Origin of the sequence: Acinetobacter sp. YH12068_T, assembly GCF_024606005.1 — a bacterium.
GTDB lineage: Bacteria > Pseudomonadota > Gammaproteobacteria > Pseudomonadales > Moraxellaceae > Acinetobacter > Acinetobacter amyesii.
This window is the reverse complement of record NZ_CP094555.1, coordinates 166,327-193,303: the sequence shown is the minus strand read 5'-3', so window position 1 is coordinate 193,303 and position 26,977 is coordinate 166,327. Positions and strand designations below refer to the sequence as shown.

Genomic DNA, 26,977 nt, shown 5'->3' with positions numbered 1-26,977 from the left:
AACTGTTTGGGTGTTGTATAGTCAAGCCTCACGAGCAATTAGTATTGGTCAGCTTCATGCGTCACCGCACTTCCACATCCAACCTATCAACGTCGTAGTCTTCAACGGCTCTTTAGTGGACATAAAGTCCAAGGGAAATCTTATCTTGAGGTAGGCTTCCCGCTTAGATGCTTTCAGCGGTTATCCCTTCCGAACATAGCTACCCGGCGATGCGACTGGCGTCACAACCGGTACACCAGAGGTTCGTCCACTCTGGTCCTCTCGTACTAGGAGCAGATCCTCTCAAATTTCCAGCGCCCACGGTAGATAGGGACCGAACTGTCTCACGACGTTCTAAACCCAGCTCGCGTACCTCTTTAAATGGCGAACAGCCATACCCTTGGGACCTGCTTCAGCCCCAGGATGAGATGAGCCGACATCGAGGTGCCAAACACCGCCGTCGATATGAACTCTTGGGCGGTATCAGCCTGTTATCCCCAGAGTACCTTTTATCCGTTGAGCGATGGCCCTTCCATACAGAACCACCGGATCACTAAGACCTACTTTCGTACCTGCTCGACTTGTGGGTCTCGCAGTTAAGCGCGCTTTTGCCTTTATACTCTACGCGTGATTTCCGACCACGCTGAGCGCACCTTCGTACTCCTCCGTTACTCTTTAGGAGGAGACCGCCCCAGTCAAACTACCCACCAGACATGGTCCTCGCTCCAGATAATGGAGCAGAGTTAGAACCTCAATATTACCAGGGTGGTATTTCAAGATTGGCTCCACCGAAACTAGCGTCTCGGTTTCAAAGCCTCCCACCTATCCTACACAAGTAAGATCAAAGTTCAATGTCAAGCTGCAGTAAAGGTTCACGGGGTCTTTCCGTCTAGCCGCGGGTACACCGCATCTTCACGGCGATTTCGATTTCACTGAGCCTCTGCTGGAGACAGCGCCCCCATCATTATGCCATTCGTGCAGGTCGGAACTTACCCGACAAGGAATTTCGCTACCTTAGGACCGTTATAGTTACGGCCGCCGTTTACTGGGGCTTCGATCAAGAGCTTCGCTTACGCTAACCCCATCAATTAACCTTCCAGCACCGGGCAGGCATCACACCCTATACGTCCACTTTCGTGTTTGCAGAGTGCTATGTTTTTAATAAACAGTTGCAGGGGCCTGGTTTCTGTGGCTGCTCTCAGCTCAGGAAGCAAGTTCCATCACCAAAAGCAGCGTACCTTCTCCCGAAGTTACGGTACCATTTTGCCTAGTTCCTTCAGCAGAGTTCTCTCAAGCGCTTTGGTCTACTCGACCTGACCACCTGTGTCGGTTTCGGGTACGATTCCAGTGTAACTGAAGCTTAGAGACTTTTCCTGGAAGTATGGTATCAGCCACTTCACTGTACAAGTACAGCTTGCTGTCAGATCTCAGCATAGAGTACCCCGGATTTGCCTAAGATACATGCCTACTTCCTTTCACCTGGACAACCAACGCCAGGCTGACTTAACCTTCTCCGTCCTCTCATCGCATTACACTGAAGTATTGGAATATTAACCAATTTCCCATCGACTACGCCTCTCGGCCTCGCCTTAGGGGTCGACTCACCCAGCCCCGATTAACGTTGGACTGGAACCCTTGGTCTTTCAGCGAACGGGTTTTTCACCCGTTTTGTCGTTACTCACGTCAGCATTCGCACTTCTGATACCTCCAGCAGACTTCTCAATCCACCTTCATCGGCTTACAGAACGCTCCCCTACCACTTACACTAATGTGTAAATCCGCAGCTTCGGCATATAGTTTTAGCCCCGTTACATCTTCCGCGCAGGCCGACTCGACTAGTGAGCTATTACGCTTTCTTTAAAGGGTGGCTGCTTCTAAGCCAACCTCCTAGCTGTCTATGCCTTCCCACATCGTTTCCCACTTAACTATAATTTTGGGGCCTTAGCTGGCGGTCTGGATTGTTTTCCTCTTGACTACGGACGTTAGCACCCGCAGTCTGTCTCCCGGATAGTACTCATTGGTATTCGGAGTTTGCATCGGTTTGGTAAGTCGGGATGACCCCCTAGCCGAAACAGTGCTCTACCCCCAATGGTATTCGTCCGAGGCGCTACCTAAATAGCTTTCGGGGAGAACCAGCTATCACCGAGTTTGATTAGCCTTTCACCCCTATCCACAAGTCATCCCCTGGCTTTTCAACGACAGTGGGTTCGGTCCTCCAGTTAGTGTTACCCAACCTTCAACCTGCTCATGGATAGATCACCCGGTTTCGGGTCTACACCCAGCAACTAAACGCCCTATTAAGACTCGATTTCTCTACGGCTCCCCTAATCGGTTAACCTTGCTACTGAATGTAAGTCGCTGACCCATTATACAAAAGGTACGCAGTCACCAAACAAGTTGGCTCCCACTGCTTGTATGCATGCGGTTTCAGGATCTATTTCACTCCCCTCACAGGGGTTCTTTTCGCCTTTCCCTCACGGTACTGGTTCACTATCGGTCAGTCAGGAGTATTTAGCCTTGGAGGATGGTCCCCCCATATTCAGACAAGGTTTCACGTGCCTCGCCCTACTCGACATCATTATCTAAGCCCTTTCGTGTACAGGACTATCACCTACTATGGTCGCACTTCCCAGAGCGTTCCACTAAAGCTTAGATAACTTAATGGGCTTTTCCCCGTTCGCTCGCCGCTACTGAGGGAATCTCAATTGATTTCTTTTCCTAAGGGTACTGAGATGTTTCACTTCCCCTCGTTCGCCTCATAAACCTATGTATTCAGTTTATGATACCCGCCTTATAGCGGGTGGGTTTCCCCATTCAGAAATCTCCGGATCACAGGATATTTGCCGCCTCCCCGGAGCTTATCGCAGGCTATTACGTCTTTCATCGCCTCTGACTGCCAAGGCATCCACCACATGCACTTAATTACTTGACTATACAACCCCAAACAGTCGTTTGATCCTACAAGTAGATCAACCAACATTACAGTTTAGAGCTTCGTGAATTTAATCACTGTACAGCTTCAATTAGATTCATATACCAAAACGCTTGATTCAGTTAATTTCGCTAGTAACTCATTTCATTCAACTTTCACAATTGCTTGTTAAGTTAAATCAAACGAGTATGAACAAATTATTTCAACTCAAATATATTCTGTTAATGATTTTTCCAGCCTTCGTCAGGTCAGGAAACTGTGATAAATCACAGAGCTTAATAACAATGCAGCGAATCATACGCCACTTTGTTGCTAAGCTCTATAACCTAAGCACTTGATCGCTTAAGGACTAAGCTAACAATCGCTTGATTGTTTATTTTAGCTTCGTTCTTTATACATTCCGAAGGAATGTATGGTGGAGACTAGGAGAGTCGAACTCCTGACCTCCTGCGTGCAAAGCAGGCGCTCTACCAACTAAGCTAAGTCCCCAGCTTATCAATAAGTCAATGTTTCTGATTCTCTGTTTGCTTCCGTATTTTATTCAAATACTTCGTTAGTCAGAATGGTGGGTCTGACAAGACTTGAACTTGTGACCCCACGCTTATCAAGCGTGTGCTCTAACCAACTGAGCTACAGACCCTCAGATACATCGTCATGAAGAACAACTTGTTGTGGATTCTTACCAATCGTCAATCTTTCGTTAAGGAGGTGATCCAGCCGCAGGTTCCCCTACGGCTACCTTGTTACGACTTCACCCCAGTCATCGGCCACACCGTGGTAAGCGTCCTCCTTACGGTTAGACTACCTACTTCTGGTGCAACAAACTCCCATGGTGTGACGGGCGGTGTGTACAAGGCCCGGGAACGTATTCACCGCGGCATTCTGATCCGCGATTACTAGCGATTCCGACTTCATGGAGTCGAGTTGCAGACTCCAATCCGGACTACGATCGGCTTTTTGAGATTAGCATCTCCTCGCGGAGTAGCAACCCTTTGTACCGACCATTGTAGCACGTGTGTAGCCCTGGTCGTAAGGGCCATGATGACTTGACGTCGTCCCCGCCTTCCTCCAGTTTGTCACTGGCAGTATCCTTAAAGTTCCCGGCTTAACCCGATGGCAAATAAGGAAAAGGGTTGCGCTCGTTGCGGGACTTAACCCAACATCTCACGACACGAGCTGACGACAGCCATGCAGCACCTGTATGTAAGTTCCCGAAGGCACCAATCCATCTCTGGAAAGTTCTTACTATGTCAAGACCAGGTAAGGTTCTTCGCGTTGCATCGAATTAAACCACATGCTCCACCGCTTGTGCGGGCCCCCGTCAATTCATTTGAGTTTTAGTCTTGCGACCGTACTCCCCAGGCGGTCTACTTATCGCGTTAGCTGCGCCACTAAAGCCTCAAAGGCCCCAACGGCTAGTAGACATCGTTTACGGCATGGACTACCAGGGTATCTAATCCTGTTTGCTCCCCATGCTTTCGTGCCTCAGCGTCAGTATTAGGCCAGATGGCTGCCTTCGCCATCGGTATTCCTCCAGATCTCTACGCATTTCACCGCTACACCTGGAATTCTACCATCCTCTCCCATACTCTAGCTTCCCAGTATCGAATGCAATTCCCAAGTTAAGCTCGGGGATTTCACATCCGACTTAAAAAGCCGCCTACGCACGCTTTACGCCCAGTAAATCCGATTAACGCTCGCACCCTCTGTATTACCGCGGCTGCTGGCACAGAGTTAGCCGGTGCTTATTCTGCGAGTAACGTCCACTATCTCTAGGTATTAACCAAAGTAGCCTCCTCCTCGCTTAAAGTGCTTTACAACCAAAAGGCCTTCTTCACACACGCGGCATGGCTGGATCAGGGTTCCCCCCATTGTCCAATATTCCCCACTGCTGCCTCCCGTAGGAGTCTGGGCCGTGTCTCAGTCCCAGTGTGGCGGATCATCCTCTCAGACCCGCTACAGATCGTCGCCTTGGTAGGCCTTTACCCCACCAACTAGCTAATCCGACTTAGGCTCATCTATTAGCGCAAGGTCCGAAGATCCCCTGCTTTCTCCCGTAGGACGTATGCGGTATTAGCATCCCTTTCGAAATGTTGTCCCCCACTAATAGGCAGATTCCTAAGCATTACTCACCCGTCCGCCGCTAGAAATCGGTAGCAAGCTACCTATTCCCGCTCGACTTGCATGTGTTAAGCCTGCCGCCAGCGTTCAATCTGAGCCATGATCAAACTCTTCAGTTTAAAATCAATAGTACATATAGTGTACCAATCTTGGCTCATCAATTACTGACAAAAATTTGCTCAAATAAACTTCGAGTAATTTCTACCATCAATCAATGAAAATAATTTCGATCAATCAACCAGTAAAAATCCACACAAGTTGTTCTTCATAATCTCTTAATGATCTTCTTGTTGGTTCGTCACCAGCAAGCTAGGTCGGCTATATTACTCTTTATTTCTAAAGAGTCAACCGGTAATTCAAATTATTTTTAAACCCATTAAATAAAACCCAACTCAATCAATTCAACCAAGTCATTGTTTTATCAGAAGTTTTAATCTTCATCACCGCCGATGGATGTGCATTCTACAGCATTTCTGATCCAACGCAACACCCTTTTCCATTTATTTTTAATTTTTCATTACGTTTGTTTATTTATTCTACTAAATTAAGTTTTTTACTTAAAAAAGTGCTTTTAGCGTACAGAAAGCATGCAATATGCCAGAGGCACCCATAAGATAAACATTAAAACTGGCATAACACCGTGCACTTCTTCAGGCTTTCTATACAACCACTGAATAAATGGAATGACGATACCAAATAATGTCGCCATTAATAGCACATCAATGAATCCACCTTTCAGCAGTAGCCACTGCAATACTGGCACACTCATCACCAAGCCAATTATCAATAAAACACAGTATTCGTATTTCCTGAGCTGCCAAAGTGTGAACCCCTGAATGATCCAGAATCGCTCTGCAGATTCAAAATTTGATTTTAAGTCCATTTTTATCACACCTAGATTGAATAAACTCAGTGCAATATAGATGGCACACATCAATTGGAATAATTGTGAAGCGGTAAAATCAAGGCTCATGATGTTCCAAGTATCTGCCTGTGTGGCAAACCAATACAAAATCACGACCGCTGTAACGGACATACCGATACTAACAATACGATGGGTTAGAAATCTTTTATGAAATGCCTGACGAATAATTAGTTTATTTTGATTGAGCCAGAGTGGGCTATATTTCTGTATCAGAAATACGCTAGGTACTTGCAGCTTAATTGGTTTTGATTTCCTACCGAGCAGCCAAAATTTTATTGCCGCTATACAGATGAAAGTAGATAACAACACCGCAACGAGTTGAGCGTCCAATATCGCTAGGCTCAAAATGGGCAAATATGTCAAAAGACAGACTAAAACCCAATATTGATTCTGTTGTAAAAACAGCATTTGTAAAATTAATAAATTAAAGATCCAAAGTAGCATCAATACACTGATGCCAATGGAAGCTAAGAATTCATACTCAACCCAAACATATAGAAGCGCTAAAATAAATGGCAGTATCAGCAAAAAGCTTAAACTGCCTAAAAATTTGATTTCCACTGCAAAGCGACTTTTGAGCGTGATGGGCAATAGCGCTAGATAGCGATACCCTTCTCCACCGCTCAAAGCTTTACGTTGTATCGCACACCAAAAGACATTTAAGGCAAGAAAGCCTGTCCAAATAAACACATTCGTGATTATTGATTTGCAATAAACCATATCAATAATGGGCTGCACTAAAGATAAGAGAAGTCCGAATAGCATTGGTCCGAGAATTAATGTGATTAAAATAAGTAAATGCTTTTGCCGTGCAACTGCGTCTGCTGTGGTTTTGACATAAAATGCCCATCGGTATTTCAAAAGCGTTTTTATGATTGTTCGCTGCCCAACATGTCTTTGTCTATTCATGCCGCCTGCTCATTGGACTTTAGCCGATCTAGCTCGATGATTTTTGCTGCAAGACTGTCTCTAAATACAGGATCATGGCAAGACAATAGAATCAATTTGGATTGGCTCTGCTGTAAAAGTATGCTTGTTAATTCAGCCAAGGCGTTTTGATCTAAGCCAGTGCTCGGTTCATCCAAAATCAGTAAAGGTGCCGAAGTCATTAAGGCAGCAACCAATAAAAACTTTTTGGTTGTGCCAAAAGACATGTCAGCAAACGGCGTGGCTAAATAGTGTTCTAATTTAAATTTTTCAATGAAGATTTGATACTGCTCATGCGCTATCCCTCGAATATCACACATTAAATTCAGAAACTCCTGCCCTTGTAAAAAATCATAAATAGGGCTTTTATCTGGCACATAGGCCACAAGTTTCTTGTATTCATTGTTGTGAGGGGCATATTGCTGATCATTAATCAAAATGATGGTCGGTTATCTTTTCCCCGGTTTCAATCAGCCGCTCATGCTGACCGGTGCTTTAAATAAACAAGCCGGTACACGGCTGGCTGAAACTACCAAATGGTGGGTAGATATCACTGAAGAACGCGGACTCGAACGTTTGCATGCGGGATTTACATCGACGATTTATGTGCGTTTTATTCACGCTTTGGTACGGCATCAACTCCAAAAAGGCAAAGACTGGGATTTTGCAACGTGGGGGGCACCGATGAATCAATTTGACTTGGCGATGACCAATCTTGCCTTTAGCAGTGTGGTGCTTTTGGGCATTCGCGCTTTAGGAATTTTCCCATCAAAACAAGAAACCGAAAGCTTTTTGCATTTTTGGCGATATGTGGGTTGGTTAATGGGTATTGATGAAAAATAGTTAATTGAAAAAGAATCTGACGGTTGGAAACTGCTGTATTGGATGCAATTTGTATGCCCCCAATCTGATGCAAGCAGTATGGCTCTCGGCGCCACTCTCTCTAAAGAACCTTTTGAAAGACAATACAAATACCTCCGACCATTTCAGCAAAAACTGGCTTATCGACAACATCTGGAGCTGACACAATTTTTTATTGGCAAAAAACGCATGCATAAATTAGGGCTCAAACCCCAATCCGCCGCATGGTTTGCCTATTATTTATTGGCTAGAAATCTCGTCCTATATTCAGGTGCTAAGCATGTTCCGAGTTTAAATCAAAAGTTACAGCAAAAAGGCCGTACAATTCAAAAACTCGGTTTAGCACTGTATCAAAGTAAAGCCAAACAACTGGCGAGTATGCACCAATAAAAAAAGCAGAGCGATGGCTCTGCTTTTTGGATGACAAATATCAAGATTTAGAATTTCATCGAAATACGTGCCCAATAATTGCGGCCGATATTATTAAACTGTTGATCGGTCGCTAAACCTGTCCCTGCATCACCCAGTTTATTCAGATGTTCGGTATAGGTTTTATTCAAGAGATTATCCACACCGATAGATACATCTACACCCTCATTAATATGATAAGTACCATTTAAAGACAGTGTGCCAAAACCTGTACTTTCTTTCAGGTCATAACCCACGATATTGCCTTGGTGCGCACTGATACGATTTTGTCCATCAACCACACGCCAAAACGCTCCCAAAGTATAATTATCTTGGATATAACGTAAGTTGATCCGTGCTTCTAAAGGTGAGATTTGCGGTAATGGCTTGCCATCTGTGGTGTTTTTACCCCACGCATACATTGCGCTGACATCGGCTTGAATATGATCGCTAAATTGATAGCCAATCCCCGCTTCAGCTCCCGCAATAGTCGCATCGACATTTTTCGCACCCGCGCTAAAGGTTGAACCATGATCATGCTCACCTGTATTTGGATGATCGTGATAACTCATCAAAATAAAGTCTTGAATCAGTCCCGCATAGGCAGACGCCCATGAACTGAATGCGCCATGTTCATGTTGATAGCCCACATCTAACTGCAAGGTTTTTTCAGTCTCGACGCCATTAAAGGTGTTTGTTGTGCCTGCATTACCGTGTTTAGGGCTAAATAATTCCCAATAATCTGGCATGCGTTCCACATAGCCTAGACCGATATAGGTTTTACCATTGTCATGTTCAGGGTGCTTATTTTCAAAACGAATAAAAGCACTTGGCAAAGTTTCATTCAGCTCCGTGTTATAGCCACTCGCTTTCGAAGCGGCACGCTCATCTTTCACTTGCACTTGATCAAGACGAAGACCTGAAACCAACTTATTGTTGTCACTCAATTGATAACTGACTTCTCCAAAACCACCATATGACTGAAACTTCATATCTGTTTCACGTGCTTTGTCTTTATAGCTATTGCGCATCCCTTTGCGAATACTATGTTCATTGTTCTGTGTGTCAATGCCTGTGACAAAGTCAATCTTATCCCATTCATGTGTCACAGCCATACGTGCATTTAATGTTCTGCGAGCAACATTCGATGCCATTGGCATATTCATCATGCCACTTGGTTGAAACTCACGTAAGCTGAAGTTATCCATGACATGATCATTAAAACTATAGTTGACCTGTGCTTCGATTTTTTTAATCACCTCCGTGACATTCTTTTTCTCGACACGAAGGCCTAAGCTTTCACGGGCAAATTGCGAACCATCCATTGAACGGCCTGCGTATACCGCCTCACCATCGGCTTTACCTCCAGTAAGTTCTACCCATGTATCTTCGTTTGGCGTCCAACCGAGTGCCAAATCTGTATTCCAACGCTCCCAGTCTGACGGCACAGTATTACCATCTCCATCTTGGTAGCTGTCTGCAACAGACCGGCTAGCATTTAAACGGACATATTTATGTTCATCCCCTACGGCCGCTTCGACATTATGATCTAAACGACCATAAGAACCGATCATCACACTGGCTTGACCACGGTAGTTTTTATCAGCATCCAACTGTTCAGGTTTACGTTCAAACAAGACTGTTGCAGCAGAACCTGTATTGGCATATTGAACCGTTTGAGGTCCTTTAATTACTGAAATTCGGTCATAACTTTCAGGGGAAATATAAGAAGATGGTGCATCCATACGACTCGGACAAGCCCCTAAATTTTCAGTACCATCAGTCAAAATTTTAATGCGTGAACCAAACATGCCACGGAAGGTTGGATCTGCATTGGTTCCCCCATTTTTAATGGCACTAAACCCCACAATACTTTTTAAATAATCGGCCCCATCACTGGCAGGTATCGGTTGAATCGGCTGTTTAGGATTGGCACGAACAATCAGGCCATTGGCATCATTACCCTGATGTGATGTCACCACAATCGGTGCCAAAGTCTGAACAGCATTGGTTTCCGTCATCTCTACGGACATCTCGTCAGCCATCACCGTAGTTGAATAGCAGGCAACACAAATTGCAGCCGCAAGAGGCTGTAGAAAAAATTTAGGCTGAGCCATGTTTATCTCACAAAATACATAAATAAAGGCGTACCTGAGTCCTCAAAGACCCAAGTTAAAAAAACGTCGGATTTATGCAGCGAGTGGCGGGGCTCGACCTTGCGGAAGTAAAAAGAGTTGTTGAAGAACAAACCAGACATGCTTGAAAGCTTTTTGAAAAGCAATTAAACGAACTTGAATTCGATCAAGCACTTCTTTCACATCAAGTTCAGGGGGCAAAACCAAATTGCCATAGACCGTACAATACTGACATTGATGACTGGCATCATGTTCATGGGCTGTATGATCGACTTGAACTTGCTCTACATGAACGGAAGATGAATGGTGTGAATGTGCGGTATGTTCAGCATGAACATTGGGAAGTAAAAGTGCACGCGTAATGGTTTCGCAGACCGGAGCAACTTGATATTGCTTGGGCAACAATGGCTGTAAAAAAACAGCAATCTGCAAAAAAACGGCTGCAAAGGACAGCAGCACTCCACTACGAAACAATACAGGCAAACCCTAACATTTGTCTGAACCAAGTATAACAAAGCCCAATCGAAATTGGGCTTGTCTCAGGTATTTTTTAACCGCGATCAATTAACGCTTAACTGCGACTTTATCTTTTTGGCGTTGGCGCACCAATTTTTCCACTTTGTCACGTGCACGTTGACGTTTCAAAGGCGATAGATAGTCGACGAATAACTTACCATTTAAGTGATCCATTTCATGTTGAATACAAACTGCGAGAAGTCCGTCTGCTTCCACTTCAAATGATTGACCTTCAAGGTTAATTGCCTGAATTTTTACACGTGACGGGCGCTCAACTTTATCGTATATTTGAGGCACTGATAAACAGCCTTCTTCATAGGGCTGCGTCTCTTGCGTCAATGGCGTAATTTTGGGGTTAATAAACACCATGGGTTGATCTTTTTCTTCAGATAAATCCATGACTATCAGCTGAATATGGTGATCTACCTGTGTTGCTGCCAGGCCAATTCCCGGTGCTTCATACATAGTTTCAAACATGTCGGCTGCTAACTGACGAATTTCATCAGTAACTTCTTCGACTGGTTTTGCAATGGTACGAAGACGGGGATCGGGGAAACTTAAAATAGGTAATAAGGCCATACGACGTCCTCACTTATGCCATTGATCAAAAAACAAAATGAAGGAATGCTTCATCAAAAAATTGTGTGTAATATCGTTATTATAACGCAGTTGCATACATAATTTTAGGAATTATGATAATGAAAAAGGTTTTGAAGGGCATGCCAACTTTTAGTGCCTTGGGGTTTAAAAAACAATTATTGGCACTTACAGTCTGTGTAAGTGTGGGGATGGGAATGGTCAGTGTTGCAGAAGCTGCCCCTGCTCGTAACGTCAATCCACCATCATTGAAGGCAGGTGCGCCTCAAGTTTATGTGGTGAAAAAAGGCGATACGTTGTGGGATATTTCCAAGCGTTTCTTAAAAAATCCCGTGCGCTGGCCTGAAATCTGGGCGAGCAATAAACACGTGAAAAATCCGCACTGGATTTTCCCAGGTGACCGCCTATTAATGTGTACCTACAATGGCCGCCCAATCATCGGTAAGGATGAAGGTGATGGCTGTGAAGGTATTATTCGTCGCTATACAGGTGGCACTAAACTTCAACCACAAGTTCGTGTTGAATCCCTCAACAGTGCGATTCCGGTTATCCCATTAGAATATATTAAGCAATGGCTTGAGCGCAGCATGATTGTTGCCGCTGATTCTGTTGAAGGCACACCTTACATTTTAGGTACAGCTGATCAACGCGTATTAGCTGCCAAAGGTCAAACAGTTTATGCACGCGGCCAAGGTATGCAAGTCGGTCAACGTTATGCTGTTTACCGTGAAGGCGAACCGTACATCTTTACCGATGCAAACGGCAAAAAATACAACGCAGGTTTAGAACTGACTCAAGTCGCTTCAGGTGTTGCCGTTCGTGGTGAAAATGACATTACCACTTTAGAACTGACCGATACTTATAATGCCGAAGTTCGTCGTGGCGATCGTGTTCTTCCTGAATATGACCCAATGCTACCAACGCTGTTCTATCCAACCAATGCTGAAAATGTCACTGCTGGCGGTAGTATTGTTCGTGTCATGGGCTCGATTGGTACTGCAGCGGTTCACAGTGTTGTGACAATCGACCGTGGTAGCTTGCAAGGCGTTCAATCTGGTCAAGTCTTTAGCGTGAACCAAAAAGGTGAAATCGTGACTGATCCGAAAACCAAAGAACGTGTTCAACTTCCAGGACAACGTATTGGCAACATCATGGTATTCAAAACGTTTGATAACTTAAGCTATGCTTATGTACTTGAGAGCGAATTACCAATCAAAGTGGGTGCAACGATTCAGCCACCACTGATGGATGACTAAGACCAAATCCATAAAAATGAGGCTGTATTCAGCCTCATTTTTTATTATCCAACAACGATATCACTAATAATTTTAACCCATAAAAAGAAGACATATTCAAAGGTCTCATTATGCTCAACTCATTGACTGACTTGCATTTAGATTACATTCGCCTGTGGTTTGTGGTGCAACACTCACTTCGTAGTTTCTATAAAATTCAGCAGCACTATCCTGCCCTACACTACGCCCTTAAGCCTAATCAAATCACCACATGGCAAAAATTAGGACTGCATAAAAATCATTTAAAGCGCTTTGAGGAATTTCACAGCCCAAGTGGACAGCTTAGCTTTGAAAAATGTCTCAAGGATATTGAACAATACAGTGACTTTGTACTGATTCCTGAAGACCTAAACTATCCACAACAGCTGTTACCTTATAGCGACAAGCCGCCCATTCTATTTGGGCAAGGTAATGCCCAAGCCTTGATGCAACCCCAGATTGCAATCGTTGGTAGCCGCAAACCCAGCCCACAAGGTCGACAAATTGCCTATGATTTTGCTTATTATCTGAGTGAGCAAGGGTTCTATATCAATAGCGGTTTAGCACAAGGAATTGATGAAGCGGCACATCGCGCTGCCATACAACACCACAGAACCATTGCCGTGATGGGCACAGGTTTAGATCAAACTTATCCGACCGCACATCAGCGTTTAAGACAAGAGATTATCCAACATGGCGGCACCGTGATTAGTGAGTTTCTACCACATACCCCACCCCTGCAACACCATTTTCCACATCGAAATCGTATCGTCAGTGGGCTCAGCCTTGGTGTCATCGTGGCGGAAGCGGCATTAAAAAGTGGTTCACTGATCACGGCTCAACGCGCTGCCGAACAAGGCAAATCTATTTTTGCCATTCCAGGCCATATTTATAGTGAGTCGCATCAAGGTTGCCATCAACTCATACGCGAAGGTGCAATTTTGATTGATCATCCACAACAGGTTATTGAAGACTTGGCATTGGCTACACAATGGCAATCGCAGGCTGCCGAAACCTTAACAACCACCGAAATCGAGACACCCAAAACAGCAACACCAGACACCCCTCCACCCGAACTTATACCAGAACATTTAATTGCGCTGTATCGGCAGCTTGATTGGGTCGGCCAAAGCCTTGATCAATTGTCCATTCAACTCAAAATTGATACCGCGACATTGACCAGTCAACTGATGGAATTAGAGTTAATGGGCTATGCCGCACAACAAGCCGGACACTACTTACGTTGTCGAATGGGTAAATTAGGTTCACAATAGTCCTTTGTCGAATCAGATAAGGTCTATAGAAATGATTACCACCTCTGTTGCAGAAGCAGCTTCCTGTCTTAAAAAAGGTCAGGTTCTCGCATATCCTACAGAGGCTGTTTGGGGATTGGGCTGTGATCCCTACAATGAGCAAGCCTTTCTTGAAATTTTGCGCTTAAAACAACGTCCCATTGAAAAAGGTGTGATTTTGTTGGCGGCCAATGTCGCTCAAGTTGAACACCTGCTTCAAGGCTTAACAGATGATATGCGTCAGCAAGTCGTTGCGACATGGACCAACCGTAAACCCAATGAACGTGCAACCACATGGTTATTACCGGCTGGCGACCATATCCCAACATGGATTAAAGGCAATCATCCAAAAGTCGCAGTCCGTGTGACTACCCACTCTTTATGTGTGGCTTTATGCCAAGCTTTTAATGGCTTTATTGTGTCTACCAGCGCCAATCCTGCGGGATTAACCCCTGCACGTTCCTTACAAGAAGCCAATCAGTATTTTGCCAATGAACTAAATTACTTAAATGGTGATCTCGGCCTAAGCCAAGAACCAAGCAAAATTATTGATGCTGAAACAGGTGACATCATCCGTGCATAAGCTCGGATGCCTGTCTATACCTGCCTTTTAGAAAATACAAACAAAAAAAAGCTCAGCCATATAGGGATGGCTGAGCATAAAAAAGGATGTGTATAAAATCACATCCAGAGGGTCTTGCAATCTCTGGGTAAATATCAAGTAATTATTAAGAATTACTTCATCATTTACGATGAAAGTATTATGTAATATTTTTTTAAATTTAACAAATATATTTTTTATATAAATAAAACTACTGATAAGCACTTTATTTGTGATTTTATAAATACTTAGTCAAAATATGTATCTATTTTTGATTGATTTTTAAGACGAGAATTTGTTTTTTTAATTCAGTTTTACACTCAAAAATCAATTTTCAAAAGATTTGCTCTATAAAAAAATAAATTTGTTTGTTTATTTTTTAATCAATACTTCTCGTAAATTTTCATCTTTTTACTAGATTTACTTACGCTGCGCCAAGATCACCCCAGTAATCGCCATCACTGTGCCGACGGTATGATAAAACATCCACTGCTCAGCCAACCAGAAATAGGCAATAATCGCGGTAAATACCGGCATCAAATTCATAAAAATACTGGTGCGATTCGGCCCGAGATGTTGCACAGCCAACATCCATACCAACGGTGCAATCAATGATGGAAAAATTGCCGCATAAAATACACTTGGCGCATTGGCAGGATTAATCGCGTCAATGCCTAAATACAACACGAATGGCAAGTGATATAAAACGGCAAAGAAAATTTGTACATATAAGCTCAACAGTAGCGGAAGTTTCAATTGCCATTTTTTTAAAAACACCCCATAAAAGGCATAAAAGAACACTGCGAAGATCATGAGGATATCGCCGAAATGTCCGCCCATATTCAGTAATTGACTGAAATCGCCTTGTGCAATGACAAACAAAAGACCTGTAAATGAGATCGCACAGCCCAAGATGGCATAGCGATTGGGTACATCTTTAAGTATGAAAAATGCAACGGCAATCGTAAAAACAGGGATAAAGGCATTGATGATGCCCATATTGGTCGCCGTCGTATAATGCGCAGCGGTATAGCCCAAACCTTGATATAACACCATGCCAAAAGCACTCAGCACAGCCAATTGCTGCCAATGCTGCTTGATAAGCTGTCTTTGCTGCCAAACGGTTTTCAGCATAAAGGGGGTTAAAATCAAAAATGCAATAAACCATCGATAAAAACTAATACTGACTGGTGAAATATAATCAGTCACATAGCGGGTGACGGTAATATTCAAGGACCATATAAATACCGCGATCAGAGGCAAACAAATTGCAAATTTCGCCCAACGCGCTTGAAGCAACATGTCTGACTCCTCAATATATCGTGCAAAGATTGGTTTAGGTATTTTGAGTGATGTCTGTTTTAATTGAAATACATGATTTCAGACATTTATATTGTAGTTCCGACATTGACTCTTAGGCTTATATGACATCACCACCAATTGAACAACAGATCGAACTTTTTGAAGCACACTACACAGCATTAGATACGGTCTACCCGCACAGTTGTCTTTGGGGTGATTTTAATTTTTGTCTCGATGGTATTTTCGAATATGAGATACAAGGGCAACACCATCTCTCACCTGCCAGTTATGGGGTGTGGATTCCTCCACATACAGAACATTGCTCAGTCGCAATTGATGAGCAACCTATTCATTATGTGGCAATCCGACTGGCACCAGATCTCTGCATAGATTTTCCCAAGCAGACGGAAGTATTTAGCATCCAGCCTTTCTTTCGTTTATTGGTGCAAGAAATTTTGGCCTTTCCTACAGAGCAACATACCACACCACCCTATCGACACCTGCTACAGGTCTTATTCGACCAGTTAAAAACTGCGCCCAAACATCAACATTATTTACCGCAAAGCCATGATGCGGTGTTAAAGCCGATCTTGGCGCAGCTTGCAGATGTAGATCATTTTAGTTTGAGCCTACAACGATGCTTATCCAATGTCGGTTTGAGTGAGCGTCAGTTATTGCGGCTGAGTCAGAACGAACTGCAAATGAGCCTTTCTGAATGGCGAAACCGTGCAAAAATTATTTATGCCATTCAACAACTCCGTGCTGGTCAGTCTATTAAAGCTCTCAGCTATGAATTGGGCTATCAACACAGTTCAAGCTTTATTGAGTTTTTTAAACGCTATACAGGAAAAACCCCGAACCAACATCGTGCCTCAAGTTAAATACAAAGCAATAAACCAAGCATCAGCTCGAATTCTGCAAACTACTACAAAAATTATGCGAAAAGCCTATCGATAAAAGCTTGCTGTTCACCAGATTTCCCTTTAAAACAAGGATGAAAGGCACAACTTTAATTAGGAACGAATATGTCAGCTTCAGTTTACGATATCCCAGTAAAAACCATCCAAGGTGATGACATCACACTCAATCAATACCAAGGCAAGGTTTTATTATTGGTCAATGTAGCCTCTAAATGTGGGCTAACACCGCAATATGAAGGCCTAGAAAAACTTTATACAGAGAAGAAATCACAAGGTTTTGAAGTCTTAGGTTTTCCTGCCAATAACTTTTTAGAACAAGAACCTGGTTCTGAAGCTGAAATTCAAGAATTTTGCTCGATCAACTACAAGGTTGATTTCCCACTTTTTGCAAAAATTTCTGTGGCAGGCGCGGATAAACACCCACTTTATCAAACCTTAACCCAAGCCATTCCTGAACGCATTGGTGAAGGCCCATGGTGGGATGATTTAGTTGAATACGGTTTAACACCAAATCCAAAGCCTGAAGTGCTCTGGAACTTTGAAAAATTCCTCGTGAATAAACAAGGCGAAGTTGTGGCTCGATTTGCACCCGACATCAAGGCAGATGATGCACGTATTGTCGATGCCATCAACGCTGAGTTAGCCAAATAATTCGACAATATCTCAATATCTCAATATCTCAGTTAAGATTATTATGATTTTAACTGAGATTGATCATTTTAAATTATCACAATAATAGCTATTAATTACCATATATTGATAATTTACACATTGTTCAAAGCTTCCCTGTAAATACTCATTATGATGAGTCTTATCAATTCACATCCAGCAGTAAACAGGTGAACTTAAAATACATTAATGAAAGCTATCGTTTTATCTATTTTTTGACAGCACGTGTATCTGCGCTAACAATAGATGCACGGCAAAATACTCAAAAGGCGAAAACCCAACAGCACACTAAACAATACACACGGGGTAAAAACCAAAGCCAGAACAAGAAAAAAGTGGTAAATCCATCACATACCTGGCGTTCTGGACGAAAAGTATCTTCTGAATACCGTGGTCATCGCTACAAAGGTGACCTCAACAAATATAAAAAATTGTCTAAATCAGGCAAAAACCAACAATGGATTAAAGTGAATAGTGACTACATTTTAATGAATGCTGTCAGCCATGCCATGATTAAAATCATTGCGGGTTAACACATTATAAAATATCAAAAGAAGGCAAATGCCCTCTTTTTTTTGCTCAAGCGATTATTTTGTTATTGCTTTGCAACAATCTATTTTTAATCCATATTCTACCCCTATATTTAAAGTATAGAATTAATTTATAGTGTGATCATTGAATGAAAAAGCTCGTGCAGAATGCTCTTCTCCCTTTTGCCATTTTTAGTGGTGTTTTGGTGCTGATTGGTTGTGAACCTGCTACAGCACCGCAACAGGAACAAGAAATCGCTGCAGAAAATGATCATCCTGCAACTGCACCAACAAGTGAAAATCAATCCGCGACACAAAGTCAGGCGACCGATCAAAGCCAATTAAAAAGTGGCAATATGTTTTATATCGTTCGCGATGTTGCGGATATGCAACTTAAAGCGGGCACTTATGTTGAACAACTCAAACAAACGCAGGTCGATTTAGAAACCGCAGTCAGCAACCAAGATCATCTCCAATTGCAAAAAGCGGCAACCCAGCTGCAACAGCAGCTCAAAGGTTTCAATCAAGCTTTGAATGATTTAAATCTAAAAAGCACTGAGATTAATGATATTCGCAGCAATCTACAGGCAGCGAATCAGCAAGTATTGGCCTCACCTTTTCTCAATGGACAAGTCGATTTAAGCAAAGTTGATTTTCAGAAAATCCAAAATCAAATGGGAAATATTCAAGCGGAAATGCTGAAATTGGCAGGTATGTTGATCCAAGACCAAGCAGCTAAAAGCTCATCTAATGCACCCACTGAAACTGAATAAATAGCTAAATCTAGCATTTCCATTGCATTCAACCTGTTGTAAATCAAAAAAGCGTTAGACCTTGAGCTAACGCTTTTTTCTTACAGTTCCGCTATAGAACACGACTGTTTTTCCTTTTAGATTAATGCTGAATAATAAAGCCAATGATGGAACAGTTATGTCAAACGCTGTGATTTATAACATTACACCCATTACCTTTCGTTTAGATTTAAAAGATCCTTTCTTATTTACAGCTCATCATATCGATCATTTTCCTGCTGCAAATGCAGACATGGGGCCAAAAACAGCCGCAGAGAAAGATGAATTCAATATGTACTATGGCGATGTGGTTCCAGGTTTCCCAGAGCATCCACACACTGGCTTTGAAACCATTACCTTGGTTGAACAAGGCTATGTCGATCACTTTGACTCATTAGGCAATGGCGGACGCTATGCTGCAGGTGATGTGCAATGGCTGTCTACAGGCAATGGCGTTGAACACTGTGAAATGTTCCCCCTACTGCATGAAGATAAAGCCAATCCTTTTGAACTTTTCCAAATTTGGTTTAATTCATCAGCTGAACAGAAAACCCATGATGCCGACTATAAAATGTTTTGGCGTGAAGAGATTCCTCACGTCTTTGAAACGGATAGTGAAGGAAAAAAATCGGATATTCGCGTGATTTCAGGGCAGTTTAAATCCACTGATGCTATTTCCCGACCGCCACACTCATGGGCGGCTGCCGCAGAAAATAAGGTCAACATTTATTTAATCACCATGCAAGCAGGTGCAGAGTTGGTGATTCCCGCAACAACAAGTAGCTCCAACCGTTTTGCTTATTTCTATCAAGGCAATACATTAGAAATAGAAGGTCAAACCATTCAGATGAAGCATTTGATTGAACTCCAATCAGATGCCGACGTCCATCTCAAAGCAGGTGGATTAGAAGCACGGATTCTGTGGTTAGAAGGTGAACCGATTAATGAACCCGTGGCGATGCGCGGTCCATTTGTGCTCAATACCACGGAAGAACTCGATGCGGCTTTTAAACGCTATCGTGAAACCCATTTTGGAGATTGGCCTTGGCCAACACCCGCACCGGTCTTCAAACGTGATCAGGCTCGATTTGCCAGTTATGAAGGCGGTAAACGTGTAGAACACCCAGAGCAGGAAAGCTCACAAGCGTCTTAAAGTTCAATTAGTTGGATTGAGCAAATTCAAAGGTATTACAGTTTTTATCTTGTCCAAGTGCGCGCTGAACATCTTGTTTAAAACGTGCTTGGGCAAAGCTATATTGCTTCGGTAAAAATAAGGTAATACGTGTCGTCTGCGGATCTAAACTTTCGACCAACATTTTATGCAAATACGCCCCATGCTCAGTTCGTGCCATCAATGTCCCCTGCTCCAAATGCTCTTCTAAACGATTATCGGTATAGACGTAGCGATTGTTCGCGGTAAACGCAACACAGTGATTATAGGCTTGTCGCAGATTTCGAAAGGCGGTCATATATGGGATTTTAAGCTCCGTACTGATGCCATTATCAACCGATTCAGCGACAAGTGCAGCTTCAGTGGGAAGATTGGGTGTCGTGACGTATTGGCTTTGACATGCAACGAGCAAACTATAACAAAGACACAGCGATAAACTGTTGAAAAATTTGTGCATACGGACCTTTGCAACTTGTTCTTATTTATTTTGCAGAGATTGTAGCAAAACTGGGTTGCTGATTTAATACTCTACTATTCATTCCGTGCTTTCATTGCAAATACTATGCAGCTGATTATTTTTACAGGCGTTCAAGCCTCTGGCAAATCAACCTTTTACATGTTGAATTTATATCATAGCCATTTACGTATTAATTTGGATATGTTGAAAACCCGACATCGGGAAAATATGATCTTTGAAGCAGGTTTGGCATCCAAAACAAAAATGGTGATTGATAATACAAATCCAGATCGGGAAGCTCGTGCTCGCTATATAAAACGCGCAGTAGATGCAGGGTTTGAAGTCATTGCTTATTATTTTGAAACAGATTTGGACAGTACCTTAAAGCGCAACAGTTTTCGTGAAGGCAAAGCCCATATTCCAGAAGTTGGCGTGTGTGCGACTTATCGCAAGCTTCAAGTTCCGTCACGGGATGAAGGCTTTGATCAAATTTTTAAAATTAAAATTATCAGTCACGGCGAATTTTCAATTTTACCCATGTATGAATAACGAGCATTAACCTGCTTTTTGGCTATCTTGCCATTTTTTAAAAGCTGATTGCATGGCCTGACGTTCATATGGTTTCACTAAACGACTTTCTAATGAAGCAAAATCACCTTTATAAGCAGCAGCAACTATCGATTTAGCCAACTCTTGAATACTCATACGCCCACGGTGTTCATATTGTTGAACTTCTTCATGGGTGAGTTCAACATCCCAACATGACACTACAGAACTGAGATCAACCGCAATGCTCAAATAATATTGATCAAAGTCTTGATAAAGTTCCCAAAAATGCGGCTCATAGGCAATAAGGTTCATAGTGCAATGCTAGCTGATTGAATTTAATCACTATAAAGATTGTATTGAATAAAATATATTCAACTTTAGATTGATCAATTTCAAATAATTTAGGGATAAAAAACTACCCTTTCGAGTAGCTTCTTATCTACATATGAACCTTTATTTCAATGCGATGGTGGCTTTGCTGCAATTACCGCCTTGTGCAAATGCATATTCGCTAATGGCCTTTTTTCCTGTTTGCTCATCAACCAGTTTTAAATTTGCCCCACCTACAAATGCGCCCATTTTAATAAATTGCTGAACAAAATATTGTTTACCTGCTTCAGTTTCAATATCCAAATGGTTAGGTGAAAATTCTGATTCAGTCGATATTGTATGTTTTTGATTACCCATTACTTCTTTATAAAAAAATACTCCACGAGAGGTTTCACCTAAACATTCCCCATCTACCCATACATCTTTCTTTAAGGCAGCGCCTTTCACAGAAGCTGAACGATATACATAAATTCCTGCATTGCCTTCTTGTGGGGCATTAAATTGTTTTACTGCTGTTGAAGCATTTTGATCTGCTTTAGGTACGGATGCACACCCAACAAATCCCAAAGATAATAGTAATGTACAAAAGATTTTATTAGACATCATTAATTCCATTGATATATTTTTAAGCATATGAAAAATAACAATTAATCAAAATATAATCAAATTTATTTATTATTCAGCCATAAAAAAACCACCCTCTCGGGTGGCTCTTTCAATCTCAAACTGCGTCTTATTGAGCGCGGTTTTTGATTTTGCGGATGGTTTCCAACTGAGCAGCAGTTTCTGCAAGAGCAGCCAAAGCAGCAGCTGAGTCCAAGTCGCTCTTTTGATTTGCTAACAATTGTTCAGCTTGTTTACGAGCTTCAATAATTGCTGCTTCATCAAGGTTGTCAGCACGTACTGCAGTATCTGCAAGTACAGTAACAACGTGCGGTTGAACTTCTAGTACACCACCTGATACATAGATTAATTCTTCTGTACCATTTTCAAGCAGAACGCGGATTGCGCCCGGCTTAAGCAAAGTTACTAGTGGCGCATGGCCAGGCATAATACCTAACTCACCACCAGCACCTTTAGCAATTAGCATAGTTACAGCGCCAGAGTACAAAGACTCTTTAACACTTACAACGTCACATTGCATAGTCGCCATGAGAATCTCCTAAATTAGGGAACTAATTAAAGTTTCTCAGCTTTAGCAATAACTTCGTCAATACCACCAACCATGTAGAACGCTTGTTCTGGAATGTGGTCGTATTCACCAGCTAGAAGACCTTTAAAGCCACGAATTGTTTCTTTAAGCGGTACAAGTTTACCAGGAGCACCAGTAAACACTTCAGCTACGTGGAACGGTTGAGAGAAGAAACGTTGGATCTTACGTGCACGGTATACAGTAAGTTTGTCTTCTTCTGCCAATTCGTCCATACCAAGAATTGCGATAATGTCTTTCAATTCTTTGTAACGTTGAAGAACGTTTTGAACTGAACGAGCGATTTCGTAATGCTCAGTACCCACTACAAGTGGATCTAACTGACGTGAAGTAGAGTCAAGTGGATCGATCGCTGGGTAAATACCAGAAGATGCGATGTCACGGCTCAATACAACAGTCGCGTCCAAGTGAGCGAAGGTAGTCGCAGGCGATGGATCTGTTAAGTCATCGGCAGGTACGTATACCGCTTGGATTGACGTAATAGAACCAGACTTAGTAGACGTAATACGTTCTTGAAGAACACCCATTTCTTCTGCAAGAGTCGGTTGGTAACCTACTGCAGATGGCATACGACCTAGAAGTGCTGATACTTCAGTACCCGCTAGTGTATAACGATAGATGTTGTCGACGAACAATAGAACGTCACGGCCTTTACCGTTTTCGTCTTTTTCGTCACGGAAGTACTCAGCCATAGTCAAACCAGTCAACGCTACACGTAAACGGTTACCTGGTGGCTCATTCATCTGACCGTAGACCATTGCTACTTTGTCTAGAACGTTTGAGTCTTTCATTTCGTGATAGAAGTCATTACCTTCACGAGTACGTTCACCAACACCAGCAAACACAGATAAACCTGAGTGAGCTTTCGCGATGTTGTTGATCAACTCCATCATGTTTACAGTTTTACCAACACCGGCACCACCGAACAGACCAACTTTACCACCTTTAGCGAACGGGCAAAGTAAGTCAATGACTTTAATACCAGTTTCTAAAAGGTCAGTAGAAGCCGCTTGTTCTGCATAAGAAGGCGCTTGACGGTGAATTGGTAAACGAGCTTCAGTACCAACAGGACCAGCTTCGTCGATAGGGCGACCAAGAACGTCCATGATACGACCTAAACATGCAGTACCTACAGGTACAGAGATAGGCGCGCCAGTGTTAGTTACAGTAAGACCACGCTTCAGGCCTTCAGTAGAACCCATTGCAATAGTACGAACTACGCCATCACCAAGTTGCTGCTGAACTTCTAATGTAGTTTCAGTACCATCAACATGGAGAGCGTCATAGATCTTAGGAACGCTGTTACGTTCAAACTCGACGTCGATAACCGCGCCGATGATCTGAATGATACGACCGCTACTCATTGCTGTCTCCTCAATTCAAACTAATAATGTTAAACGGCAGCGGCACCACCAACGATCTCAGAGATTTCCTGAGTAATCGCGGCTTGACGCAGCTTGTTATAAATAAGTTGTAGGCTCTTGATCAATTCACCCGCGTTATCAGTTGCAGCTTTCATTGCAACCATACGAGCAGACTGTTCACATGCGATGTTTTCAATCACACCTTGATAAACCATAGACTCAATGTAACGAACCAATAAACCATTTAGAAGCTCTTCAGCTTCTGGTTCATAGATATAGTCCCAACCGTATTGACGATTTAGGCCTTCGCTTTCCTCAGCAGCTGCTAAAGGAACAAGCTGTTCGATTTTTTGGTTTTGAGTCATGGCGTTGACAAAGCCGTTTGACACTAGATAAATACGATCTAACTCGCCTTTATCAAACGCGTCTAACATCACCTGTACAGAACCAGTTAACTGTTCAAGACTCGGAGCATCACCTACGTTTGTAGTTGCACCAAGAACTTTACCGCCGTAGTTTTTAAAAAACGAAACCGCTTTTTGACCAATTAAAGCAAATTGAACTTCAATTGACTGCTCTTGTTGCTGTTGTACGTGTTTGACCACTTTTTTGAACAAGTTAATGTTCAAACCACCAGCAAGGCCGCGATCTGAAGAAACAATGATATAGCCAACGCGCTTTACAGGACGTTCAACCATATAACGGTGTTTGTATTCAGGGTTCGCTTGTACCAAATGAGCAATTACACGGTGCATATTTTCGGCATACGGACGGCCTTGAGCCATGCGCTCTTGCGCACGACGCATCTTAGAAGCTGCTACCATCTGCATCGCGCGAGTAATTTTCTGCGTGCTTTTGATACTAGCTACTTTGGCGCGAATTTCTTTTAAATTTGCCATACGCTTAACCTAGTATTCGAAAGCCCTTTCGAGCTTTCGAAGGTTGATCCGTGAACCAAACCAGAACCAGATTCAACATTGTTGAATCTTAGTAAGTTTGAGTCGCTTTAAAGCTTTCAATACCTGCTTTGATTGCTGCTTCGATTTCTTTATCGTAAGCACCAGTCTCGTCAATTTTTTGCATTAACGCAGCATGTTCTGAACGGAAGTAAGAGATCAACGCAGCATCAAATGCAACGATTTTCTTCACTTCTACGTCAGCCATATAGCCTTCGTTAGATGCATAAATTGAAACAGCTTGGTCAGCAATTGAGTATGGAGCATATTGTTTTTGCTTCATAAGCTCAGTTACACGTTGACCATGTTCAAGCTGTTTACGAGTTGCTTCGTCAAGGTCAGAAGCGAACTGAGCAAACGCAGCTAATTCACGGTATTGCGCAAGAGCGGTACGGATACCACCTGACAATTTTTTGATGATCTTAGTCTGAGCAGAACCACCAACACGTGATACAGAGATACCCGCGTTCACAGCAGGACGAATACCTGCGTTGAATAATGATGTTTCTAAGAAGATCTGACCGTCAGTAATCGAAATTACGTTTGTAGGTACGAATGCAGATACGTCACCGGCTTGAGTTTCAATAATCGGTAATGCAGTTAATGAACCAGTTTGGCCTTTAACTTCACCGTTAGTGAATTTCTCAACGTAGTCAGCAGATACACGTGAAGCACGTTCAAGTAAACGTGAGTGTAGATAGAATACGTCACCAGGATATGCTTCACGACCTGGTGGACGACGTAGAAGCAATGAAATTTGACGGTAAGCAACAGCTTGTTTAGACAAGTCATCATAAATGATAAGCGCGTCTTCACCGCGGTCACGGAAGTACTCACCCATTGTACAACCAGCATACGGAGCAAGATACTGCATCGCTGCAGGATCAGCTGCAGCAGCTGCTACAACAGTTGTGTACGCCATAGCGCCAGTTTCTTCTAGCTTGCGCACAACGTTAGCGATAGTCGATTGTTTTTGACCAATTGCTACGTAGATACATTTAATGCCAGAGTTTTTCTGAGCGATGATCGCATCGATCGCCATAGCTGTTTTACCAGTTTGACGGTCACCGATGATCAACTCACGTTGACCACGACCAACAGGGATCATTGTATCTACTGATTTATAACCAGTTTGTACAGGTTGATCCACTGATTGACGCCAAATTACGCCTGGTGCTACTTTTTCAACAGCATCAGTAAGTTTTGCGTCAATAGGGCCTTTACCATCAATTGGGTTACCCAAAGCATCTACTACACGGCCTAAAAGTTCTGGACCAACCGGAACTTCTAATACACGACCTGTGCAACGAGCTTTTTGACCTTCTTGAAGGCTTAAGTAGTTACCTAAGACAACGGCACCCACTGAATCCTGTTCTAGGTTCAGTGCCATACCAAATAAGCCGCCGTCGAATTCGATCATTTCACCGTACATTGCATCAGCAAGGCCGTGAATGCGCACAATACCGTCGGAAACCATAACAATGGTCCCTTCGTTCTTAGCGGTCGCGCTGGTGTCCAGATCGCCGATACGCTGTTTAATGAGCGCACTGATCTCGGATGGATTCAGTTGTTGCATTGCGCTATACCTCAATCTTTTTAAAGTTCAGTCTTCAAGCTGTTAAGCAAGAAGACGAGTCCGCATTTTTTCAAGCTTGTTAAGCGCAGAATCATCTATCACTTGGTCGCCTGCACGAATAACTACACCCGCGATTAACGCTGGGTTAACTTCTACTGAAACATTTACGGCAGCTTCGAATTTTTTCTCTAATGCATGCGCAAGTAATTGTTCTTGTACAGAAGTCAATGGGAATGCAGATTCAATCACTACATCCACAGTATTGTTATTCTGTGATTTGAGCTGTTCGTATTCTTCTGAAATTTCAGGAAGAAGTGCCAGACGGTCATTATCAGCAAGCAATGTCAAAAAGTTTGACACTGCTGCAGTCTGGTCTTCACCTAAAACTTTTGCGAAAACACTTACCTGCTCAGCAGGAGTAAGCTCAGGGCGATTTAGATAAGCTGAAAATGCTTCGTCTTGCACCGCAGCACTGAGCAAGTTTAATGCATTTGACCAAGCGTCAGTTGCATTTTGCTCAGAAGCGTAAGCAAATGCTGCTTTAGCGTATGGGCGTGCCAACGTCAAGAGTTCAGCCATAATCC

23 protein-coding genes, 2 tRNA genes, 2 rRNA genes and 1 pseudogene are annotated in these 26,977 nt (G+C 42.8%); 10 read left to right on the top strand and 18 right to left on the bottom strand.

Translation table 11 applies throughout. From position 1 onward, the window contains the following. Window positions 1-17 precede the first annotated feature (17 nt). The 6 genes from MST18_RS00910 to MST18_RS00885 form a co-directional block, all read right to left on the bottom strand. Window positions 18-2,911 (bottom strand): 23S ribosomal RNA (locus tag MST18_RS00910). Between the two features lie 413 nt (window positions 2,912-3,324). Further along, window positions 3,325-3,400: transfer RNA gene (locus MST18_RS00905), tRNA-Ala, on the bottom strand. Between the two features lie 74 nt (window positions 3,401-3,474). Then, window positions 3,475-3,551: transfer RNA gene (locus MST18_RS00900), tRNA-Ile, on the bottom strand. A gap of 61 nt (window positions 3,552-3,612) precedes the next feature. Further along, window positions 3,613-5,151, bottom strand: a 16S ribosomal RNA gene (locus MST18_RS00895). The 16S and 23S rRNA genes sit together here with 2 tRNA genes alongside, the layout of an rRNA operon. Before the next feature lie 452 nt (window positions 5,152-5,603). Continuing rightward, window positions 5,604-6,647: a hypothetical protein gene (locus MST18_RS00890; protein ID WP_180133286.1), complete on the bottom strand. Its 1,044-nt coding sequence runs from the start codon at window positions 6,645-6,647 to the stop codon at window positions 5,604-5,606. A gap of 215 nt (window positions 6,648-6,862) precedes the next feature. Next, window positions 6,863-7,270, bottom strand: coding sequence for an AAA family ATPase (locus tag MST18_RS00885; protein WP_373684468.1), 408 nt, complete (start codon window positions 7,268-7,270; stop codon window positions 6,863-6,865). 46 nt (window positions 7,271-7,316) lie between these two features. Between MST18_RS00885 and MST18_RS00880 the strand changes: the two are divergent. Next, a pseudogene (locus MST18_RS00880) lies at window positions 7,317-8,135 on the top strand (oxygenase MpaB family protein); the annotation flags it as partial. Window positions 8,136-8,182: 47 nt separating this feature from the next. On the opposite strand, the gene MST18_RS00875 reads toward MST18_RS00880, so the two are convergent. The 3 genes from MST18_RS00875 to def form a co-directional block, all read right to left on the bottom strand. Beyond that, complete coding sequence (locus MST18_RS00875) at window positions 8,183-10,270, bottom strand: TonB-dependent copper receptor (protein ID WP_180133288.1); 2,088 nt, start codon at window positions 10,268-10,270, stop codon at window positions 8,183-8,185. A gap of 72 nt (window positions 10,271-10,342) precedes the next feature. After that, window positions 10,343-10,762: a DUF2946 family protein gene (locus MST18_RS00870; protein ID WP_180133352.1), complete on the bottom strand. Its 420-nt coding sequence runs from the start codon at window positions 10,760-10,762 to the stop codon at window positions 10,343-10,345. A 90-nt stretch (window positions 10,763-10,852) separates the two neighbouring features. Beyond that, complete coding sequence (def, locus tag MST18_RS00865) at window positions 10,853-11,383, bottom strand: peptide deformylase (protein ID WP_078191459.1); 531 nt, start codon at window positions 11,381-11,383, stop codon at window positions 10,853-10,855. A gap of 119 nt (window positions 11,384-11,502) precedes the next feature. Here def and MST18_RS00860 point away from each other — a divergent pair, with 119 nt between their 5' ends. The 3 genes from MST18_RS00860 to MST18_RS00850 all read left to right on the top strand — a co-directional run bounded on the left by MST18_RS00860 (window position 11,503) and on the right by MST18_RS00850 (window position 14,550). Then, the gene (locus MST18_RS00860; RefSeq protein ID WP_078191460.1) at window positions 11,503-12,657 is read left to right on the top strand and encodes a LysM peptidoglycan-binding domain-containing protein; all 1,155 of its coding nucleotides are present in this window, start codon (window positions 11,503-11,505) and stop codon (window positions 12,655-12,657) included. A 110-nt stretch (window positions 12,658-12,767) separates the two neighbouring features. Continuing rightward, entirely contained in the window at window positions 12,768-13,949 is a 1,182-nt protein-coding gene (gene dprA / locus MST18_RS00855; protein WP_180107635.1) for a DNA-processing protein DprA, read from the top strand. Window positions 13,950-13,980: 31 nt separating this feature from the next. After that, window positions 13,981-14,550 carry an L-threonylcarbamoyladenylate synthase gene (locus MST18_RS00850; protein ID WP_180107636.1) on the top strand — a complete coding sequence of 190 codons (570 nt, stop codon included), beginning with the start codon at window positions 13,981-13,983 and terminating at the stop codon, window positions 14,548-14,550. 438 nt (window positions 14,551-14,988) lie between these two features. Here MST18_RS00850 and MST18_RS00845 read toward each other — a convergent pair whose 3' ends face one another. Further along, the gene (locus MST18_RS00845; RefSeq protein WP_180022164.1) at window positions 14,989-15,870 is read right to left on the bottom strand and encodes a DMT family transporter; all 882 of its coding nucleotides are present in this window, start codon (window positions 15,868-15,870) and stop codon (window positions 14,989-14,991) included. Window positions 15,871-15,992: 122 nt separating this feature from the next. Between MST18_RS00845 and MST18_RS00840 the strand changes: the two genes are divergently transcribed. The 5 genes from MST18_RS00840 to MST18_RS00820 all read left to right on the top strand — a co-directional run bounded on the left by MST18_RS00840 (window position 15,993) and on the right by MST18_RS00820 (window position 19,933). Next, window positions 15,993-16,751 (top strand): helix-turn-helix transcriptional regulator, encoded by a 759-nt coding sequence (locus MST18_RS00840; RefSeq protein ID WP_180133289.1) that lies wholly within the window; start codon window positions 15,993-15,995, stop codon window positions 16,749-16,751. A 144-nt stretch (window positions 16,752-16,895) separates the two neighbouring features. Further along, the gene (locus tag MST18_RS00835; RefSeq protein ID WP_078194016.1) at window positions 16,896-17,441 is read left to right on the top strand and encodes a glutathione peroxidase; all 546 of its coding nucleotides are present in this window, start codon (window positions 16,896-16,898) and stop codon (window positions 17,439-17,441) included. 188 nt (window positions 17,442-17,629) lie between these two features. After that, on the top strand, window positions 17,630-17,992 hold the full coding sequence (locus MST18_RS00830) for an RcnB family protein (protein ID WP_257250150.1): 363 nt from the start codon (window positions 17,630-17,632) through the stop codon (window positions 17,990-17,992). 146 nt (window positions 17,993-18,138) lie between these two features. Continuing rightward, window positions 18,139-18,762 (top strand): hypothetical protein, encoded by a 624-nt coding sequence (locus MST18_RS00825; protein ID WP_180133290.1) that lies wholly within the window; start codon window positions 18,139-18,141, stop codon window positions 18,760-18,762. A 157-nt stretch (window positions 18,763-18,919) separates the two neighbouring features. Then, window positions 18,920-19,933 (top strand): pirin family protein, encoded by a 1,014-nt coding sequence (locus MST18_RS00820; RefSeq protein WP_180133291.1) that lies wholly within the window; start codon window positions 18,920-18,922, stop codon window positions 19,931-19,933. A 7-nt stretch (window positions 19,934-19,940) separates the two neighbouring features. On the opposite strand, the gene MST18_RS00815 is transcribed toward MST18_RS00820, so the two are convergent. Beyond that, entirely contained in the window at window positions 19,941-20,408 is a 468-nt protein-coding gene (locus MST18_RS00815) for a hypothetical protein (protein WP_180105979.1), read from the bottom strand. 105 nt (window positions 20,409-20,513) lie between these two features. Between MST18_RS00815 and MST18_RS00810 the strand changes: the two genes are divergently transcribed. Then, window positions 20,514-20,957 carry an AAA family ATPase gene (locus MST18_RS00810; protein WP_180133292.1) on the top strand — a complete coding sequence of 148 codons (444 nt, stop codon included), beginning with the start codon at window positions 20,514-20,516 and terminating at the stop codon, window positions 20,955-20,957. Window positions 20,958-20,963: 6 nt separating this feature from the next. On the opposite strand, the gene MST18_RS00805 is transcribed toward MST18_RS00810, so the two are convergent. From MST18_RS00805 to MST18_RS00775, 7 genes are all read right to left on the bottom strand, one after another. Next, window positions 20,964-21,269, bottom strand: coding sequence for a hypothetical protein (locus MST18_RS00805; protein ID WP_180133293.1), 306 nt, complete (start codon window positions 21,267-21,269; stop codon window positions 20,964-20,966). 141 nt (window positions 21,270-21,410) lie between these two features. Then, the gene (locus tag MST18_RS00800; RefSeq protein WP_180079248.1) at window positions 21,411-21,890 is read right to left on the bottom strand and encodes a DUF2846 domain-containing protein; all 480 of its coding nucleotides are present in this window, start codon (window positions 21,888-21,890) and stop codon (window positions 21,411-21,413) included. 130 nt (window positions 21,891-22,020) lie between these two features. Further along, window positions 22,021-22,440 carry a F0F1 ATP synthase subunit epsilon gene (locus MST18_RS00795; protein ID WP_078194022.1) on the bottom strand — a complete coding sequence of 140 codons (420 nt, stop codon included), beginning with the start codon at window positions 22,438-22,440 and terminating at the stop codon, window positions 22,021-22,023. Window positions 22,441-22,466: 26 nt separating this feature from the next. Beyond that, window positions 22,467-23,861 carry a F0F1 ATP synthase subunit beta gene (gene atpD / locus MST18_RS00790; protein WP_078191473.1) on the bottom strand — a complete coding sequence of 465 codons (1,395 nt, stop codon included), beginning with the start codon at window positions 23,859-23,861 and terminating at the stop codon, window positions 22,467-22,469. 29 nt (window positions 23,862-23,890) lie between these two features. Next, window positions 23,891-24,760: a F0F1 ATP synthase subunit gamma gene (gene atpG / locus MST18_RS00785; RefSeq protein ID WP_078191474.1), complete on the bottom strand. Its 870-nt coding sequence runs from the start codon at window positions 24,758-24,760 to the stop codon at window positions 23,891-23,893. Window positions 24,761-24,848: 88 nt separating this feature from the next. Next, the gene (atpA, locus tag MST18_RS00780) at window positions 24,849-26,393 is read right to left on the bottom strand and encodes a F0F1 ATP synthase subunit alpha (protein WP_078194023.1); all 1,545 of its coding nucleotides are present in this window, start codon (window positions 26,391-26,393) and stop codon (window positions 24,849-24,851) included. 42 nt (window positions 26,394-26,435) lie between these two features. Continuing rightward, entirely contained in the window at window positions 26,436-26,972 is a 537-nt protein-coding gene (locus MST18_RS00775) for a F0F1 ATP synthase subunit delta (protein ID WP_078191476.1), read from the bottom strand. Between the last annotated feature and the right edge of the window lie 5 nt (window positions 26,973-26,977).